The organism is Agrobacterium tumefaciens, assembly GCA_025560025.1.
Classification (GTDB): Bacteria; Pseudomonadota; Alphaproteobacteria; order Rhizobiales; family Rhizobiaceae; genus Agrobacterium.
Map to the genome: position 1 here is coordinate 2,647,501 of CP048485.1, position 17,848 is coordinate 2,665,348.

The 17,848-nt window shown below is 57.8% G+C and carries 15 protein-coding genes, 1 tRNA gene, 2 rRNA genes and 1 riboswitch (1 of these 19 cut by a window edge); of the genes, 15 read left to right on the forward strand and 3 right to left on the reverse strand.

Features of this window, described 5'->3' with window-relative positions:
* The 4 genes from FY152_12765 to recQ all read left to right on the forward strand — a co-directional run.
* Window positions 1-1,024, forward strand: a 23S ribosomal RNA gene (locus tag FY152_12765); it begins 1,779 nt to the left of the window's first position.
* Between the two features lie 247 nt (window positions 1,025-1,271).
* A 5S ribosomal RNA gene (gene rrf, locus FY152_12770) occupies window positions 1,272-1,386 on the forward strand.
* A gap of 225 nt (window positions 1,387-1,611) precedes the next feature.
* A tRNA-Met gene (locus FY152_12775) sits at window positions 1,612-1,688 on the forward strand.
* Between the two features lie 198 nt (window positions 1,689-1,886).
* Window positions 1,887-3,695 (forward strand): DNA helicase RecQ, encoded by a 1,809-nt coding sequence (gene recQ / locus FY152_12780; protein UXS33282.1) that lies wholly within the window; start codon window positions 1,887-1,889, stop codon window positions 3,693-3,695.
* A 52-nt stretch (window positions 3,696-3,747) separates the two neighbouring features.
* On the opposite strand, the gene FY152_12785 is transcribed toward recQ, so the two are convergent.
* Complete coding sequence (locus tag FY152_12785; GenBank protein UXS32925.1) at window positions 3,748-4,980, reverse strand: ROK family transcriptional regulator; 1,233 nt, start codon at window positions 4,978-4,980, stop codon at window positions 3,748-3,750.
* 263 nt (window positions 4,981-5,243) lie between these two features.
* Between FY152_12785 and FY152_12790 the strand changes: the two genes are divergently transcribed.
* The 8 genes from FY152_12790 (at window position 5,244) to nrdF (ending at window position 13,392) form a co-directional block, all read left to right on the forward strand.
* On the forward strand, window positions 5,244-6,266 hold the full coding sequence (locus FY152_12790) for a sugar ABC transporter substrate-binding protein (protein ID UXS32926.1): 1,023 nt from the start codon (window positions 5,244-5,246) through the stop codon (window positions 6,264-6,266).
* A gap of 224 nt (window positions 6,267-6,490) precedes the next feature.
* Window positions 6,491-7,573 carry an ABC transporter permease gene (locus FY152_12795; protein UXS32927.1) on the forward strand — a complete coding sequence of 361 codons (1,083 nt, stop codon included), beginning with the start codon at window positions 6,491-6,493 and terminating at the stop codon, window positions 7,571-7,573.
* On the forward strand, window positions 7,573-8,355 hold the full coding sequence (locus tag FY152_12800) for a sugar ABC transporter ATP-binding protein (protein ID UXS32928.1): 783 nt from the start codon (window positions 7,573-7,575) through the stop codon (window positions 8,353-8,355). The genes FY152_12795 and FY152_12800 overlap by 1 nt, the downstream gene beginning before the upstream one ends.
* On the forward strand, window positions 8,352-8,981 hold the full coding sequence (locus FY152_12805; protein UXS32929.1) for a nucleoside triphosphate hydrolase: 630 nt from the start codon (window positions 8,352-8,354) through the stop codon (window positions 8,979-8,981). The genes FY152_12800 and FY152_12805 overlap by 4 nt, the downstream gene beginning before the upstream one ends.
* Before the next feature lie 133 nt (window positions 8,982-9,114).
* Window positions 9,115-9,339: riboswitch (cobalamin riboswitch) on the forward strand.
* A gap of 255 nt (window positions 9,340-9,594) precedes the next feature.
* Window positions 9,595-9,816 carry a glutaredoxin-like protein NrdH gene (gene nrdH / locus FY152_12810; protein ID UXS32930.1) on the forward strand — a complete coding sequence of 74 codons (222 nt, stop codon included), beginning with the start codon at window positions 9,595-9,597 and terminating at the stop codon, window positions 9,814-9,816.
* A gap of 12 nt (window positions 9,817-9,828) precedes the next feature.
* Window positions 9,829-10,227 carry a class Ib ribonucleoside-diphosphate reductase assembly flavoprotein NrdI gene (gene nrdI, locus FY152_12815; GenBank protein UXS32931.1) on the forward strand — a complete coding sequence of 133 codons (399 nt, stop codon included), beginning with the start codon at window positions 9,829-9,831 and terminating at the stop codon, window positions 10,225-10,227.
* The gene (gene nrdE / locus FY152_12820) at window positions 10,215-12,401 is read left to right on the forward strand and encodes a class 1b ribonucleoside-diphosphate reductase subunit alpha (protein UXS32932.1); all 2,187 of its coding nucleotides are present in this window, start codon (window positions 10,215-10,217) and stop codon (window positions 12,399-12,401) included. The genes nrdI and nrdE overlap by 13 nt, the downstream gene beginning before the upstream one ends.
* A 16-nt stretch (window positions 12,402-12,417) precedes the next feature.
* Window positions 12,418-13,392 (forward strand): class 1b ribonucleoside-diphosphate reductase subunit beta, encoded by a 975-nt coding sequence (gene nrdF / locus FY152_12825; protein UXS32933.1) that lies wholly within the window; start codon window positions 12,418-12,420, stop codon window positions 13,390-13,392.
* A 29-nt stretch (window positions 13,393-13,421) separates the two neighbouring features.
* Here the strand turns inward: nrdF and FY152_12830 are convergent, their stop codons facing one another.
* Window positions 13,422-14,525, reverse strand: coding sequence for an alpha/beta hydrolase (locus tag FY152_12830; protein UXS32934.1), 1,104 nt, complete (start codon window positions 14,523-14,525; stop codon window positions 13,422-13,424).
* Between the two features lie 152 nt (window positions 14,526-14,677).
* Here FY152_12830 and recF point away from each other — a divergent pair, with 152 nt between their 5' ends.
* From recF to FY152_12845, 3 genes are read left to right on the forward strand one after another with little or no spacing between them, the layout of a single operon-like run.
* Window positions 14,678-15,805 (forward strand): DNA replication/repair protein RecF, encoded by a 1,128-nt coding sequence (recF, locus tag FY152_12835; GenBank protein ID UXS32935.1) that lies wholly within the window; start codon window positions 14,678-14,680, stop codon window positions 15,803-15,805.
* A 22-nt stretch (window positions 15,806-15,827) separates the two neighbouring features.
* Window positions 15,828-16,595 carry a molybdopterin-synthase adenylyltransferase MoeB gene (locus FY152_12840; protein ID UXS32936.1) on the forward strand — a complete coding sequence of 256 codons (768 nt, stop codon included), beginning with the start codon at window positions 15,828-15,830 and terminating at the stop codon, window positions 16,593-16,595.
* Entirely contained in the window at window positions 16,592-17,068 is a 477-nt protein-coding gene (locus tag FY152_12845; protein ID UXS32937.1) for a GNAT family N-acetyltransferase, read from the forward strand. The genes FY152_12840 and FY152_12845 overlap by 4 nt, the downstream gene beginning before the upstream one ends.
* A gap of 71 nt (window positions 17,069-17,139) precedes the next feature.
* Here the strand turns inward: FY152_12845 and FY152_12850 are convergent, their stop codons facing one another.
* Window positions 17,140-17,829, reverse strand: coding sequence for a hypothetical protein (locus FY152_12850; protein UXS32938.1), 690 nt, complete (start codon window positions 17,827-17,829; stop codon window positions 17,140-17,142).
* Between the last annotated feature and the right edge of the window lie 19 nt (window positions 17,830-17,848).

Here is a 17,848-nt window from a genome sequence, read left to right on the forward strand (position 1 = left end):
GTGCAAGCTCTGAACTGAAGCCCCAGTAAACGGCGGCCGTAACTATAACGGTCCTAAGGTAGCGAAATTCCTTGTCGGGTAAGTTCCGACCTGCACGAATGGCGTAACGACTTCCCCGCTGTCTCCAACATAGACTCAGTGAAATTGAATTCCCCGTGAAGATGCGGGGTTCCTGCGGTCAGACGGAAAGACCCCGTGCACCTTTACTATAGCTTTACACTGGCATTCGCCAAGGCATGTGTAGGATAGGTGGTAGGCTTTGAAGCAGGGACGCCAGTCTTTGTGGAGCCATCCTTGAAATACCACCCTTATCTTCGTGGATGTCTAACCGCGGTCCGTTATCCGGATCCGGGACAGTGTATGGTGGGTAGTTTGACTGGGGCGGTCGCCTCCGAAAGAGTAACGGAGGCGCGCGATGGTGGGCTCAGACCGGTCGGAAATCGGTCGTCGAGTGCAATGGCATAAGCCCGCCTGACTGCGAGACTGACAAGTCGAGCAGAGACGAAAGTCGGTCATAGTGATCCGGTGGTCCCGTGTGGAAGGGCCATCGCTCAACGGATAAAAGGTACGCCGGGGATAACAGGCTGATGACCCCCAAGAGTCCATATCGACGGGGTTGTTTGGCACCTCGATGTCGACTCATCGCATCCTGGGGCTGGAGCAGGTCCCAAGGGTATGGCTGTTCGCCATTTAAAGCGGTACGTGAGTTGGGTTCAGAACGTCGTGAGACAGTTCGGTCCCTATCTGCCGTGGGTGTAGGAATATTGACAGGATCTGTCCCTAGTACGAGAGGACCGGGATGGACGTATCTCTGGTGGATCTGTTGTCCTGCCAAGGGCATAGCAGAGTAGCTATATACGGAATGGATAACCGCTGAAGGCATCTAAGCGGGAAACCAACCTGAAAACGAGTGTTCCCTATCAGAGCCGTGGAAGACGACCACGTTGATAGGACGGGTGTGGAAGCATGGCAACATGTGAAGCTTACCGTTACTAATAGCTCGATCGACTTCTTCGTTCCCATTGAATATGTTCATCAAGCAAAGCTTGATGACATCATCTTCTGTCCTCACGGGCCACAAGGCCCTGCGGACGGCGCGCCAAACGATTGGCGACGGACTAGCGTCCTGTATGGCTGCCAAACTCAACATCGAGCAAGGCAGGCAAGCGGACCAGTCACAGAAAGACGTGTAAATTAAAACGAAGCGCAAGCTTCCCAGCTTCTCGAAACAACACGCATGTGAAAACATGTTCAATGTTGCGTTTTGCCGACCTGGTGGTTATCGCGGGGCGGCTGCACCCGTTCCCTTTCCGAACACGGCCGTGAAACGCCCCAGCGCCAATGGTACTTCGTCTCAAGACGCGGGAGAGTAGGTCGCTGCCAGGTCTGCAAAACGCAACATTCTATCTTCTCTAAACAAACTTCGGCCCAGCCGATACATAGGGCCGCTTACGCGGCCTTTTTGCATTCCGGGACTTAAAACCATAAGGCAAACGCCTCGTGCGTCCCTAACAGGAGACAAATCGCCTTCCGCAATTTGCTCCGGCACTAGCCATCACAGCTTCCCTGTGATGCAGTCGCGATAAATCCAATAGGGATTTACGCTGGTAACGCGGGGTGGAGCAGCCCGGTAGCTCGTCAGGCTCATAACCTGAAGGCCGCAGGTTCAAATCCTGCCCCCGCAACCAAATTCAACAAAACTCCCGTAGCAATCGCTCCGGGAGTTTTTTCGTTTTAAGCTCCGCGTGCTCTGCCCCACCAACAAAGGATGAGGGTGATGGCCCAATCCCAATCGTGTTTCTGCGTCAATTCCGTCTTTCGACATTGCGATGAAACCGGATTTGGCCATGATGCGCGAACCGCCGCCAAACTCGGAAGAAATCGTCGTGACCGCAGATCCGTTGCAGATTCTCAAGACCATTTATGGCTACGATACGTTCCGTGGACGGCAGGCGGAGATCATCCGGCATGTAATGGCAGGCAATAATGCTTTCGTCTTGATGCCGACAGGCGGCGGAAAGTCGCTGTGTTACCAGATCCCGGCGCTCGCCCGTGACGGGATGGGGCTGATCGTATCGCCGTTGATCGCGCTGATGGTCGATCAGGTGGCGGCATTACGCCAGGCCGGTGTGCGGGCGAAGGCTCTTAATTCCGATCTTTCGCCGGAAGAGCGCCGGGCGCTCTGGCAGGCCATGCGGGCCGGTGAGGTAGATATTCTTTATGCCGCGCCGGAAACCCTTCTCAAACCCGATGTTCTCGACGCGCTTCAATCGATTGATCTGTCGCTGATCGCGGTCGATGAGGCTCATTGCCTGTCGCAATGGGGACATGACTTCCGCCCGCCCTATCGCCAGCTCGACATGCTGATCGAGCGTTTCCCGAATACCCCGCGCATGGCGCTGACGGCGACGGCCGACGAGCCCACCCGCACCGAGATTCTCGGCCATCTGGGCATTGATGAAAAGGATGCTTTCATTGCTGGGTTCGATCGCCCGAACATCCGCTATGCGATTATGGAGAAGGATAATCCCCGCGCACAGCTGAAGCGTTTTCTTGAGGGCCGTGAAGGCGAAAGCGGTATCGTTTATTGCCTCTCCAAACGCAAGGTCGATGAAACGGCGGCATGGCTTCGGGAAGAGGGACGTGATGCGCTGCCCTATCATGCCGGCATGGACAAATCTGCCCGCGAGGCGAACCAGACCCGTTTCCAGCACGGTGAGGCTGTCATCATCGTCGCGACGGTGGCTTTCGGCATGGGCATCGACAAGCCGGATGTTCGCTTCGTGGTTCATATCGATCTGCCCGGCAGCATCGAGGCCTATTATCAGGAAACCGGGCGTGCCGGCCGTGATGGTCTGCCGTCCGAGGTGTTGATGCTTTATGGTTATGAAGATATCGCTTTGCGTAACCGATTTATCGAAGAGTCGGACGCAGCGGACCAGCGCAAATATATGGAGCGCCAGAAGCTTGATGCGCTGCTCGGCCTGGCGGAAACCGCTGGTTGCCGGCGGCAGGTACTACTGTCCTATTTCGGCGACCGATGCGAACCCTGCGGCAATTGCGACACCTGTGCGCAACCGCCTGCCCTGTTTGATGGAGCCATCGCCGCACAGAAGTTGCTTTCCTGCATTTATCGCACCGGCGAGCGTTTTGGCCAAGCCTATGTCATCCGTGTATTGCTTGGAATGGTGGACGAGCGAATTTCCAGTTTCGGGCACGATCAAATCACGACTTACGGCATCGGCAAAGAGCATGACAATCGCGCCTGGCGAGCCATCCTGCGCCAGCTGGTTGCGCTGCGCCTGATTGAGGTTGATCTGTCGGGGCATGGCGGCTTGTCAATTTCTGAGGAGGGAAGGCGTTTCCTGCGCGAAAAGCCTTCCCTGATGTTGAGGATACCGTCTGCTCCCCGTTCGACGCGGCAACAGACGCCCCGCACTCCGGCTGCCACGGCCTTGCCGGAGGCCGATCGTAGTCTCTTTGAAGCACTGCGTGCAAAGCGTATGGAGATCGCCCGCGCGCAGAACGTTCCGCCCTATGTGATTTTCCACGATAAGACACTCATTGAACTTGCAGCAGTAAAACCAGCCTCGGTGAAGGAAATGGCACAAATCCCCGGCGTTGGAGAGACCAAGCTGGAACGCTACGGTCCCGCCTTTCTGGAGGCGATCACGGAACATGCTGCCAGCGAGTGATCGTTTGAATCCGGCAAAGAACCTCAAAAAAATATGGAGGAAGCCGGAAGCCTCAACCCGTCGTGTCCTTGAACAGAACGTTCTGATCGATGAGGTAACGGGAAAACAGGGGCAGGCTTGCTCCCCCTATGGCCCGGGCCTGGCTACCGACCGCACCTTCGATGATCTCCGGCATTGTGACACCCTGAAGATCATGATGCTTGAGGGCAAGCCGGGTGGCGGAGACTATTCTCGCTCTGACCCAGTCGGGAAAACCGCCATCGATGATGACGCTGGAAAAATCGATGATGGAGGCTGCCGCGATAACGGCTTGCGCGAGCGCCGCAGCGGTTTTACCGATCCAGCTTTCCAACGGCTCGCCAAAATCGACCCACTCGTCCGGCGAAAACCACAGGGGGCGAGGATCGATGCCCCGCTCACGCAGCATGTTTTCCAGAACGAAGATGGAGGCGATTTTCAGAAGCTGCACCGTATTGCCATCCTGCCCCTGCACGGGCAGGGGGCCAATGGCGCCAGCAGTGCCTGTCTTGCCGGAAAACAGCGCCGAATTCAAAACGACGCCGCCGCCGATGAAGGATCCGATGAAGATATAGAGAAAATCGGCATAGTTCTGGCCGGCTCCGAAAACCAGTTCGGCGCCGCAGGCACTGGTCGCATCGTTCTGCAGAAAGACCGGATAGCTGATGCTTCCCGCAATTTCCGAACGAATATCAACATCCCGCCACCGTTCCATTTCGATTTGCGGTGCGCCCACCTCCTGCGCCCAGTTCCACAATTCGAACGGAGCGGCGATGCCGACGCCCGCGATTTTTTGCCGCTCGGCCGGAGACAGTTTTGCCTCGAGTTCCGCGATGCCCTCCACCACGAAAGGCAAGATCCATTCCGGCAGCGGATAGGGATAGGTTCTGCGAAGCTTGAGCCTGATGCGGCCAACAAAATCCATCAGCACAAGATCGACGCTGCGCCGGCCGATCTTCACGCCGAAAGAAAAGACCGCGTCGGGGTTGAGGCGCATCGGTGTTGATGGCTGTCCCACCTTGCCGCGCAGTCTTTCACCCCGAATGAGAAGCCCGTCTTTTTCAAGCGAGCGCATGATGACGGAGACAGTCTGTGCCGAGAGACCGCACAGCCTGGAGATTTCCGCTTTCGACAATCCGCCATGCCGGCGAACGAGCGACAGGACCAGCCGCTCATTATAGGCGCGCACTCCGATCTGGTTGGCGCCGCCGCTCATATCCATGATTGTGGGCGGCGCAGGCGGCGCCGTCTCGACAGATTGTCTCATAATATCATCCTCCCGCCCGCCCTATCCGTCGCGACCGATACAGCAGGCTTTATGGCAATCTTGCTATCGCAACGTTAAACGACGCGGCGATATTCCTCCCTGCCGCCTATTAGAATGCCATATGGAATTAATAATTCAATCGGATTTATTTATTGACAGCCGTTTCCTTTGGTGGTTCCATCTGTGCAACGGTCGCTGTTCTCGGAGGAGACGAGATCGTCGAGTAACCGTCACGGTGCTTAAATATCCATTGGGAGGATTAAATGAAGACCACTGTTTCCGCTCTTCTGGGCGCGCTCGCGCTTGGCGTTTCTTTCGCTTCCGTCGCGTCCGCCGCCGATACGTCGGTTTGCCTCATCACCAAGACCGATACCAATCCCTTTTTCGTCAAGATGAAAGAAGGCGCGACCGCCAAGGCCAAAGAGCTTGGCGTGACGCTGAAATCCTATGCCGGCAAGATCGACGGCGATTCCGAAAGCCAGGTTGCCGCCATCGAGACCTGCATCGCCGATGGTGCCAAGGGTATTCTGATTACTGCCTCCGACACGAAGGGCATCGTTCCGGCCGTGCAGAAGGCGCGTGATGCCGGTCTTCTGGTCATCGCCCTCGATACGCCGCTCGAACCCGTCGATGCCGCTGATTCCACCTTCGCCACCGACAACCTCCTGGCCGGTGAACTGATCGGCAAATGGGCTGCCGGCAGCCTCGGCGACAAGGCCAAGGATGCGAAAATCGCCTTCCTCAACCTCACCCCCTCCCAGCCGACGGTGGATGTGCTGCGCAACCAGGGCTTCATGAAGGGCTTTGGCATTGACGTGAAGGACATCAACAAGATCGGCGATGAAAACGATCCGCGCATCGTCGGCCATGATGTCACCAATGGTAACGAGGAAGGCGGCCGCGCGGCGATGGAAAATCTGCTGCAGAAGGACCCAACCATCAATGTCGTCCACACCATCAACGAGCCTGCGGCAGCCGGCGCTTATGAGGCGCTGAAGGCGGTCGGTCGTGAAAAGGATGTTCTGATCGTTTCCGTCGATGGCGGTTGCCCCGGCGTCAAGAACGTCGCGGAAGGCGTGATCGGCGCGACCTCGCAGCAATATCCGCTGCTGATGGCGGCTCTTGGCGTGGAAGCCGTCAAGAAGTTTGCCGACACCGGTGAAAAGCCGAAGCCGACTGAAGGCAAGAACTTCGTCGATACCGGCGTGACGCTGGTAACCGACAAGCCGGTCAAGGGTCTCGACTCCATCGATACGAAGGAAGGTCTCAACAAGTGCTGGGGCTGATGCCTCACCATTGAAACCCGCGGGGGCATTCGTGCCCCCGCCCTTGGACGAGAATGATTAAAGCACGATCCGGGGGATCGGACAAAGGAACAAACGAGCGCGTCACGCGTCCTGCGGGGATGGCATAGGCCGCTTCACAACACTTTGAAATCTACGCATCATTCTCTTTTGAGATAGACCCCGGTGTCAAGGCTGGTGCGATAGAGCGATCGGGAGGAAAATCCATGAGCGATCAGCCGGTGCGGGCTCAGCCGCATAATGAATTTGAAAAAGTGCTTTCGGGAAGTTCGACTCAGGTCGCTGCTTTCGATACGCACGACAAGAGCGTGCTGGAAAAACTACAGCACTTTCTACACTCCAGCCCGGCGGCCGTTCCGCTTATCGTTCTGGTGCTGTCGCTGATTGTTTTCGGCCTGCTTCTCGGCGGCAAGTTTTTCTCGGCCTTCACGCTGACCCTTATTCTGCAGCAAGTCGCCATCGTCGGTATTGTCGGCGCGGCGCAGTCGCTGGTCATCCTGACGGCGGGCATCGATCTGTCGGTTGGCGCGATCATGGTCCTGTCCTCCGTCATCATGGGACAGTTCACCTTCCGTTACGGTCTGCCGGCGGAACTCTCCATTCTCTGTGGCCTTGCCGTCGGCGCATTTTGCGGCTTCATCAACGGTATTCTGGTCTCGCGCATGCGCCTGCCGCCCTTCATCGTCACGCTGGGCATGTGGCAGATCGTACTGGCGACCAACTTCCTTTATTCCGCAAACGAGACGATCCGAGCCCAGGATATCGCCCAGCAGGCGCCGATCCTGCAATTCTTCGGCGCCAATATCCGTGTCGGCAGCGCGGTCTTCACCTATGGCGTCATCGCCATGGTCCTTCTCGTCGCCCTGCTCTGGTATGTGCTGAACCGCACCGCCTGGGGCCGCCATCTTTATGCTGTCGGTGACGATCCGGATGCCGCCGAACTTGCCGGTGTCAACGTCAAGCGCATGCTGACCACCGTTTACACGCTGTCCGGCCTCATCTGCGCCTTCGCTGGCTGGGCCCTCATCGGCCGCATCGGCTCGGTTTCGCCGACCGCCGGTCAATTCGCCAATATCGAATCCATTACCGCAGTGGTTATCGGCGGCCTGTCGCTGTTCGGTGGACGCGGCTCCATCATGGGCATGATTTTCGGTGCCCTGATCGTCGGCGTCTTTTCGCTCGGCCTCAGGCTTATCGGAACAGACCCGCAATGGACCTATCTGTTGATCGGCGTCCTCATCATCATGGCTGTCGCAATCGACCAGTGGATCAGAAAGGTAGCAGGCTGATGGCAAAAGAACCCATTCTCACAGCACGCAATCTCGTCAAGCGCTATGGTCGTGTGACGGCCCTGGACCATGCCGATTTCGATCTCTATCCGGGCGAAATCCTGGCGGTGATCGGCGATAACGGCGCCGGCAAATCCTCTCTCATCAAGGCGATTTCCGGCGCGGTGACACCCGATGAAGGGGAAATCCGGCTGGAAGGCCAGCCCGTCCAGTTCCGCTCGCCGATAGAGGCGCGCAAGGCTGGCATCGAGACGGTCTATCAGAACCTCGCCCTGTCACCGGCGCTTTCCATAGCCGACAATATGTTTCTCGGCCGCGAAATCCGCAAACCCGGTATTCAGGGCAGCCTGTTCCGGGCGCTGGACCGTCCGGCCATGGAAAAATTCGCCCGCGAGAAACTGTCGGAACTCGGCCTGATGACGATCCAGAACATCAATCAGGCAGTGGAAACCCTCTCCGGCGGCCAGCGTCAGGGTGTGGCCGTGGCGCGTGCAGCGGCCTTCGGCTCCAAGGTCGTCATTCTTGACGAGCCGACGGCGGCGCTTGGCGTCAAGGAAAGCCGGCGTGTTCTGGAGCTTATTCTGGACGTGCGTTCGCGCGGCCTGCCCATCGTCCTCATCTCGCATAACATGCCGCATGTCTTCGAGGTCGCGGATCGCATTCATATCCACCGGCTCGGCAAGCGCCTGTGCGTCATCAATCCCAAGGACTACTCCATGTCCGACGCCGTCGCCTTCATGACCGGCGCCAAGGAAGCGCCGAAGGAAACGCTTGCCGCATGACGCTGAAGCTTGAAACGATCGCCGAAGACGTTCTTCGGCGGGCAGAAGGTAAATCCCGTTTTATCGTCGCTATTGCCGGTCCCCCTGGGGCCGGCAAATCCACGCTGGCGGATGCCCTTTGTGATGCTTTGCTGGCACGGGGCGAAACGGCCGCCGTCCTGCCCATGGATGGCTTCCATATGGACAATGGCATCCTTGAAGAGCGGGGGCTGCTGCCGCGAAAAGGCGCACCTGAAACTTTCGACGTGCGCGGTTTCCTCGATATCGTCTCCGCCGTCCGCAAGGGCGGGCAGGAGGTGCTTGTTCCGGTTTTCGACCGCTTCCGTGAAATCGCCATAGCGTCTGCCCGAGCGATTGCGCCGGAAACACGCTTTATCCTCGCTGAAGGCAATTATCTGCTGCTGGACGAGGCGCCATGGACAACTCTTTCCAAAAGCTTCGACCTCACCATTTTTGTCGGGCCGTCCGTCGAGGTGCTGGAGGAGAGGCTGCGGAAAAGGTGGCAGGGCTATGGTCTGGACGAGGCCCAGATCCACGCCAAACTTTTCGAAAACGATCTTCCGAACGGAAAAAGGGTAATCGAAAACGCCCGTCCCGCTGATATTCACATCGATATCTGGGAATAGATTAACGCTTTTCTCTGTTTGAGCGGCGGCACGCATGTGCCGTTAAGCCTTTGTTGACTATGTGTTGAATCTTTTTGATCCACAGGGTGGGGCTTTTGTGTGTCTATTCATTGACGCGAAAATTTCCTCATATACTATATGTGGTGTTCGAGGTTCTTCCGATTCGCAAGGATTGGGAGCTAAGACGGGAATTCGGTGCGTAACGCCGTTATGGCGGAGCAAGGCCGAAACTGCCCCCGCAACTGTAAGCGGTGAGCATCGTTCCGATTTGGGTCACTGGGGTCAAAAGCTCCGGGAAGGCCGGAATAGATGTTGTGACCCGTAAGTCAGGAGACCTGCCTTGAGCGCAAACGTCCACGGGCGGGGTGTCCGGAGGAAGGTGTATGACGCAAATGATTTGCGTGCGCCCTTTTCTGCCCCCTCCAGAACAAGCTTCGGGGTGAAGTCATGCCAGTGCATTTGTTTGAGTTGCTGCGCTCGTCGGCGTAGAGAGTGATTTTACGCGGCTAAAAGCCGCGCGCGCCCACCCTAATGACAGAACCATCGCCGCCCGATTGCAATTGCAATCGGCAATGTTGAGCCGTGTCCGAAACCGGTTTCGAGAGAGGAAATTATGACCGTCACCGTTTACAGCAAGCCCGCCTGCGTCCAATGCACCGCCACCTATCGCGCCCTCGACCGCATCGGCGTCCCCTATGAGATCATCGATATCTCCGAAGATACGGATGCGCTCGATCACGTCCGCGGTCTCGGTTACATGCAGGTTCCCGTGGTCGTCGCCGGTGAGCGCCATTGGGCGGGTTTCCGGCCGGATATGATCGGCTCGATCAGCTGAGGCGGCGGGGCGATGGGCCTGATCGTCTATTATTCCAGCCGCTCTGAAAACACCCATCGTTTCCTTCTGAAACTGGGACGGCGTCTGTTTCGCTTGCCGCTTGGCGTTGAGGAAGATGTTCCCCATGTGTCCGAGCCCTATGTGCTGGTCACCCCCACCTATGGGGGCGGCGGCACCAAAGGGGCCGTGCCGAAACCGGTCATCCGGTTTTTGAACGAGCCCTCCAACCGAAATCTCATTCGCGGCGTCATTGCGGCGGGAAACACGAATTTTGGCGCAGCTTTCGCATCCGCCGGAGATATCGTCTCGCGCAAATGCGCAGTGCCGTTTCTCTATCGCTTCGAGCTTCTCGGCACGGAGGAAGATGTCGCCAACGTCAAACATGGATTGGAACGATTTTGGACACGCTGACCTCAGGCGCGCTGCGCAAGGACGCCAAACAGCCGGCAGCTGCAAGCCAGAAACCGCTCGATGCGGCTCTGGACTACCACGCGCTGAACGCGATGCTGAACCTTTACGACGAGAACGGGAAGATCCAGCTCGACAAGGATCGCCTGGCCGCCCGGCAATATTTCCTCCAGCACGTCAACCAGAACACCGTCTTTTTCCATAACCTCAGGGAAAAGCTCGATTATCTGGTGACGGAGGGATATTACGAACAGGAGGTACTGGACCAGTATTCCTTCAATTTCGTCCGCGACCTTTATGACGAGGCCTATGCCCGGAAGTTCCGCTTCCCGACCTTTCTCGGCGCCTTCAAATATTACACCTCCTATACGCTGAAGACCTTCGACGGAAAACGTTATCTGGAGCGTTACGAGGACCGCGTCTGCATGGTGGCGCTGGCCCTTGCGCGTGGCGATGAGCAGCTTGCCCGCGATCTGGTCGATGAAATCATTTCAGGCCGCTTCCAGCCGGCAACCCCGACCTTCCTCAACGCCGGCAAGAAGAGCCGCGGCGAGTTGGTCTCGTGTTTTCTGCTGCGTGTGGAAGACAATATGGAAAGCATCGGCCGCTCCATCAATTCGGCCCTGCAGCTGTCCAAGCGCGGCGGCGGCGTGGCGCTGTCCCTGACCAATATTCGCGAATTCGGAGCGCCGATCAAACAGATCGAAAACCAGTCGTCCGGCGTTATTCCAGTGATGAAACTGCTGGAAGATTCGTTTTCCTATGCCAACCAGCTTGGTGCGCGACAGGGTGCCGGCGCGGTCTATCTGCATGCCCACCACCCGGATATCATGCGCTTCCTCGATACCAAGCGCGAAAATGCCGACGAGAAAATCCGCATCAAGACCCTGTCGCTCGGCGTGGTGATCCCCGATATCACCTTCGAACTCGCCCGCAACAATGAGGATATGTACCTGTTCTCGCCCTATGATGTGGAGCGTGTCTATGGCGTGCCGTTGACCGAGATTTCGGTCAGCGAAAAATATCAGGAAATGGTCGCCGATAGCCGCATCCGCAAGAAGAAGATCAAGGCGCGCGAATTCTTTCAGGTGATCGCCGAAATCCAGTTCGAGAGCGGTTACCCCTATATCATGTTCGAGGACACGGTGAACCGCGCCAATCCGGTCGCCGGCCGCATCAGCATGAGCAATCTCTGCTCGGAAATCCTGCAGGTCAGCGAGGCAAGCGAGTTCAATGCCGATCTTTCCTACAGCCATATGGGCAAGGATATCTCCTGCAATCTCGGCTCGCTGAACATCGCCTCGGCGATGGATTCGGCCGATTTCGGCAAGACGATCGAGACCTCCATCCGGGCGCTGACGGCGGTATCGGACATGAGCCACATTTCCTCCGTTCCTTCGGTGGAAAAGGGCAATGATGCCAGCCACGCCATCGGGCTTGGCCAGATGAACCTGCACGGTTATCTGGCGCGCGAACGCATCTTTTATGGTTCCGAAGAAGGCGTCGATTTCACCAATATCTATTTCTACACCGTGACCTATCACGCCATCCGCGCCAGCAATCGGCTGGCCGTGGAACGGGGCCAGAGCTTCAGGGGTTTTGAGAACTCCAAATATGCTTCCGGCGACTATTTCGACAAATATACCGACCGGGAATGGTTGCCCGCGACGGAAAAGGTCCGTGAGCTCTTCGAAAAAGCCGGTATTGCCATTCCAACGCAGGAAGACTGGACGGCGTTGAAGCAGGACGTGATGGCATCGGGTCTCTATAACCAGAACCTTCAGGCCGTACCGCCAACCGGTTCGATCTCCTATATCAACCACTCCACCTCTTCCATTCATCCGATCGTCTCGAAGATCGAAATCCGCAAAGAGGGCAAGATCGGCCGCGTTTATTACCCGGCTTCCTATCTCTCTAATGACAATCTCGAATATTATCAGGATGCCTACGAGATCGGTCCGGAAAAGATCATCGACACCTATGCGGCCGCCACCCAGCATGTCGATCAGGGCCTGTCGCTGACTTTGTTCTTCCGCGATACGGCGACGACGCGCGATATCAATCGGGCGCAGATCTACGCCTGGAAGAAGGGCATCAAGACCATCTATTACATCCGTTTGCGCCAGATGGCGCTGGAAGGCACGCAGGTTCAGGGCTGCGTTTCCTGCACGCTCTGAATCGAGGGACAAGACAATGAACATCGCCGTAAAACCCGCGTCCCGCATCCGCGCGGTCAACTGGAACCGCATCGAGGACGACAAGGATCTCGAAGTCTGGAACCGCCTGACCTCGAATTTCTGGTTGCCGGAAAAGGTGCCGCTCTCCAACGATATCCCCTCGTGGGGAACGCTGAAGCCGGAAGAACAGAAACTGACGATCCGTGTCTTCACCGGGCTGACATTGCTCGACACGATCCAGAACGGTGTCGGCGCCGTGCGCCTGATGGAGGATTCGGCAACGCCGCATGAGGAGGCGGTGCTTTCCAACATCTCCTTCATGGAGGCCGTGCACGCCCGCTCCTATTCGTCGATCTTCTCGACGCTGTGCCTCACGCCTGACGTTGACGACGCCTATCGCTGGTCTGAGGAAAACGAGTTCCTGCAGCGTAAATCCGCGCTCATCATGCGGGAATATGACAGCGGTGATCCGCTGAAGAAAAAAATCGCCAGCGTGTTTCTGGAAAGTTTCCTGTTCTATTCCGGCTTCTATCTGCCGATGTTCTGGTCAAGCCGCGCCAAACTCACCAATACGGCGGATTTGATCCGCCTCATCATCCGTGACGAGGCCGTGCATGGTTATTATATCGGCTACAAGTTCCAGCGGGCGGTGGAGCGCCTCGGCGAAACGCAGAGACAGGAGATAAAGGATTTCGCCTTCGATCTCCTGCTCGAACTTTACGATAACGAGGCGAAATATACCGAAGACCTCTATGACGGCGTCGGCCTGACAGAGGACGTCAAGCAGTTCCTGCATTACAACGCCAACAAGGCCCTGATGAATCTGGGTTATGAGGCGCTGTTTCCGGCCGAGGCCTGCCGGGTCAATCCCGCAATCCTCTCGGCGCTTTCTCCGAATGCCGACGAGAACCACGACTTCTTTTCCGGTTCCGGCTCGTCCTATGTCATCGGCAAGGCGGTTGCGACCGAAGACGAAGATTGGGATTTCTGAAACCGGTTTGTCGGCAGGACCCGCAAAAGCTATTGCGGGTTCACCACCTGGCTCGCGAGGCGGAAGGGGCTGGCGACAGTGGCGCCGATCGCATCGAAAACAAAGGCTCCGGCGCTGTTGATATCACCCCCGCGCCTGCTTGCCTCAAGTTGCGGCACCATGGAGGCCAGCGCCGCATAGCGGTCGTGGTTGAGCGGGTCCGACGCCTTCAGATTGGAGATGTCGACGAATTGCACGCCCTCCTTGAGGGCGGCTTCCTGTACCTGCGGATCGGTGACGTCAAGCGCGCCGATACGGGTAACGTCGGCACCAAGGATGGAAGAGGCTTTAAGCGCACGGTCATCCTTGGAAACGAGAACGGTAAGCGGCGGGCTGAGCCGGCCGACAACCTCGATCTGCTTGCGGAAGACATCGGCGTCAATATCGGGCGCAGCCAGCACCACCTGCAGCTTGGCGATGACATCGTTTCTGCCCTGGAAGCGCAATTGCCGCAGCGCCTCCATGACCAGCCAGCCGCCCATGCTGTGCCCGAACACGACGACGCTCTTTTTTGGGGTCTGCCGGGTGAGATCGATCAACATCGCGGCGAGCGCATCGCGTGAAAAGGTCGCGGACTCCTTGTCGGCCACATAGCCGGCGACAGATGCCTGTGAGGGCCAGGAAAAGACCAGCGGCACGCCGTTCATATTGGCATCTGCGGCCATCTGCGCCGCGCGGAACAGGGCTTCCTGATAACTGTAATTATAGCCGTGTACGAAAAGTGCGATCTGCTTGCCGGAGTGGGCTATGTCGCCAAGATCGGCATTAAAGCGCGTTTTCGTCAGCATATCGGCCCTGGTAACGACGAAATCCTTTTTTGGGTCGGGCTTGCCGCTGGCCCATTCGATTTTTCCGCTTTTATGGGTGGGCGGAATGGAAATATCGAAACTGGCGTAGTTTGGCTCCATTGCCCGCGCCGTGCCGAAGCCCTTTTTTGCGTCCGTGTTTTTCTCCCGCGTGCTCGCCACGAAGGCGGTCACGATTTTCGTGTCCTGGGTCCTGGTGTTGACGGCTTCCAGCACATCCGCCCCCGGTCGGCCTGCGCAGGAGGAGAGAAGACCGAGAGCGAGAAAGAGAGAAAAGATCAGGCGCATGAGTGGGCTACCGATGATGAGGACCGGCTCATAAATAACCGGCGACTAAAAAAGTTGCTACTGAAGAATGAATTGCACTCTAGCGGCTGTCTTCGGTGCGAACGGACGTTCCCCACCTTGCTATCCGTCCATCTTCGTTTTAGGCCGTAAACATGACGAACAAGGTGTCGCTTTTACGGCTGAAACTCACGGACTTCCGCAATTATGCGGCGGCTGCGCTCACGCTCGATGAACGCCATGTGGTGCTGACGGGCGACAACGGTTCAGGCAAGACCAATCTCCTGGAGGCCGTCTCCTTTCTCTCACCCGGAAGGGGCCTGCGCCGCGCCACCCTGTCTGACGTGACGCGGGTAGGGGCCGAAGCCACCGGTTTCTCAATCTTCGCCGATGTCGAGGGTATGGATGGCGAAGTCGCCATCGGTACGGGAATTGAAGGCGATGGCGAGGTAGTGTCGCGTCGCCTGAGACTGAACGGGACGCCGGTGAAATCCGTCGATGAATTGACCGACCATCTGCGGGTATTGTGGCTGACGCCCGCCATGGATGGCCTCTTTACTGGCTCGTCCTCGGACCGCCGGCGTTTCCTCGACCGGCTGGTGCTGTCGCTCGATCCCGCTCACGGAAGGCGCGCAAGTGATTTCGAAAAGGCCATGCGCGGCCGCAACCGCCTGCTTTCGGAAGGCCGCTTCGACCCGGTCTGGCTGGACGGTATCGAAAAGCAGATGGCGGAACTCGGCATCTCCATGGCCGTTGCGCGTTATGAAATGCTTGGCCTTTTAAAGAACCTCATCGAAGGCAGAGCCGGCGACGCGGCCTTCCCCTCGGCGGCGCTTTCGCTTTCGGGTTTCATGGACGACATGCTCAACCGGCCGGCTGTCGATCTCGAAGACGAGTATGGGCTGATGTTGCGTGAGGGCCGCTATCGTGACGCCGCAGCGGGCCGCACGCTCGATGGCCCGCATCGCGTCGATCTCTTCGTGCGCCATGCGGAAAAGAACATGGAAGCCGAACGCTGCTCGACCGGGGAGCAGAAGGCGCTGTTGGTCGGTCTGGTGCTTGCACATGCGCAGCTCACAGCCAATATGACTGGCCACGCGCCGGTTCTGCTGCTGGACGAAATCGCCGCCCATCTGGACGAAGGCAGGCGCGCCGCCCTGTTCGATCTCATCCACGCGCTTGGCGGCCAGAGTTTCATGACGGGAACGGATGCGGCGATGTTTTCCGCCCTTGGCGAGCGGGCGCAATTCTTCAATGTTTCTCACGGGAGCATCATGGCATGACGGTAGAGAGATGGAGTGCGACATGGACCCGCTGAGCCCTGAAGAAATCGAACGCTACAAGCGCCACATTCTTCTGCCGGAAATCGGCGGTGCCGGCCAGCAGCGGCTGAAGGCGGCGCGCGTTCTGGTGATCGGGGCCGGCGGACTTGGCGCGCCCGTCCTTCATTATCTTGCCGCCGCCGGTGTCGGCACGCTCGGCATGATCGATGACGATGTGGTTTCCCTCTCCAATCTCCAGCGGCAGGTGATCCACGATACCGGCACGATCGGGGAGTTGAAGACGGAAAGCGCCCGCAAAGCCATCGCCCGGCTCAACCCGCATGTCCGTACTCTTGTTTATGAAGAGCGCTTTTCTGAGGTCTGGGCGCATGATCATCTGCCATCCTTCGATCTCCTCATCGATGGCTCGGATAACTTCGATACGCGTTATGCCGCAGCCGATGCCGCAGAAGCTGCAAAAAGGCCGCTGGTGACGGGTGCCGTCGGTCGCTTCGATGGTTCTGTAACGGTGTTGAAACCCTATGAGGCAAATGCTGATGGCAGTCTTTTGCCGGGTTACCGCGATCTGTTTCCTGAGCCGCCACCGCTGGGTCTTATTCCGAATTGCGCCGAAACGGGCATTGTCGGAGCGCTGACCGGGGTGATCGGCACAATCATGGCCATGGAGGCGATCAAGGTTATCACCGGTGCCGGTGAGCCGTTGATCGGCCGTCTGCTCCTCTACGACGCCCTGTCAGCCCGTTTCGAAACCGTCCGTTACAGGCGGCGGTCAACTGGAAAGAAACCATGATCGAGATCGCCAAGATCGGGGAAGAATTCAGTCGCTGGCAGGAATTACTGACACTCATCACGTCCTCCTTCGCCTATATGGATGGCGTCATCGACCCGCCATCCTCGGCCCATCGCCTGACGCTTGAAAATCTGGCGGAGAAGGCGAGGGTGGAGATCGCTTTCGTTGCGCTTGATGGCGATGAGATTGTGGGCTGCCTGTTTTGCCGGCCGGAGCCGCCGGCCTGTCTTTATGTCGGCAAACTCTGTGTTTCCCCGAAAGCCCAGGGAAAGGGCATCGGCAGGATGCTTCTGGAGCAGGCCGAAGCGCTGGCGCGCGAATTGGCGTTACCGGCGCTGCGGCTGGAAACTCGTATCGAGCTTATCGCCAATCATGCCAAATTCGCCGTCTGGGGTTTCGTCAAGACCGCCGAAAATGCCCATGCCGGTTATGACCGCACGACTTCGATCGAAATGACCAAATTTCTCGGCTGAGGTCGCCGAATTTCGCCCTGCAATCCGGTCGGGGACGGTCGAAAAAGACAGTCCATGGACGCATGACACGTCTATTGCAAAAGCCCGGACTTAAGCATTTGGGAGAGAAAGACAGAAGAGACGCGGTCAAGTCCCGTCTGTGGTTGAACTTCGGTCGATCCGACCTGCCAGACGCCTTTATCCGGACCTCTGACGAGCTGAATTTCCGTCGTAACCTTGTGGGTGAGCGGAGCCGACTTCGTGGCCTCGACCATCTGCTTCATGAGTTTTGCGGAAGGCATGCGGGTTTTATCGCCAATATCGTCTGCATTTGCGGCTGCCTTCAGCCGCTGGAATACAGGCCCGACATCCGGCAGGGAACAATTCATCTTTACCCGCGCCACAGAGAGACCGGTGGGCGATTGGGAGCCGATACGCGCAGGCTCGGCCTGGCAGCGCACCCGTTCCGTGCTGGCGACCCAGAGCCGTGCGAACTGGTCGGACTGCTCGTTCGTGGTTCCCTTGGGAGCGTGCATGCCCTTGTATTTGCGCTGCCATGCGACCGGGTTGGCAACCAGATCCATGTCGGTGTAGCGCTGCCCGCTACCCGACGATCCCCATTCCCTGCTGAGGCGAACCATGCTGGCGCGATCAAAATTCAGCCAGGCGCGATAATAGAGTTCCGCGGTCTCCTCGGGTGAGGGCGGGGCAGCACGGGCCGGGCCGCTGACCAGAACGAGCAGGACGGATATGAGCAGCAGAAACTTCGCCTGGATTCCCATTGATTGCTCCCTCCATGTG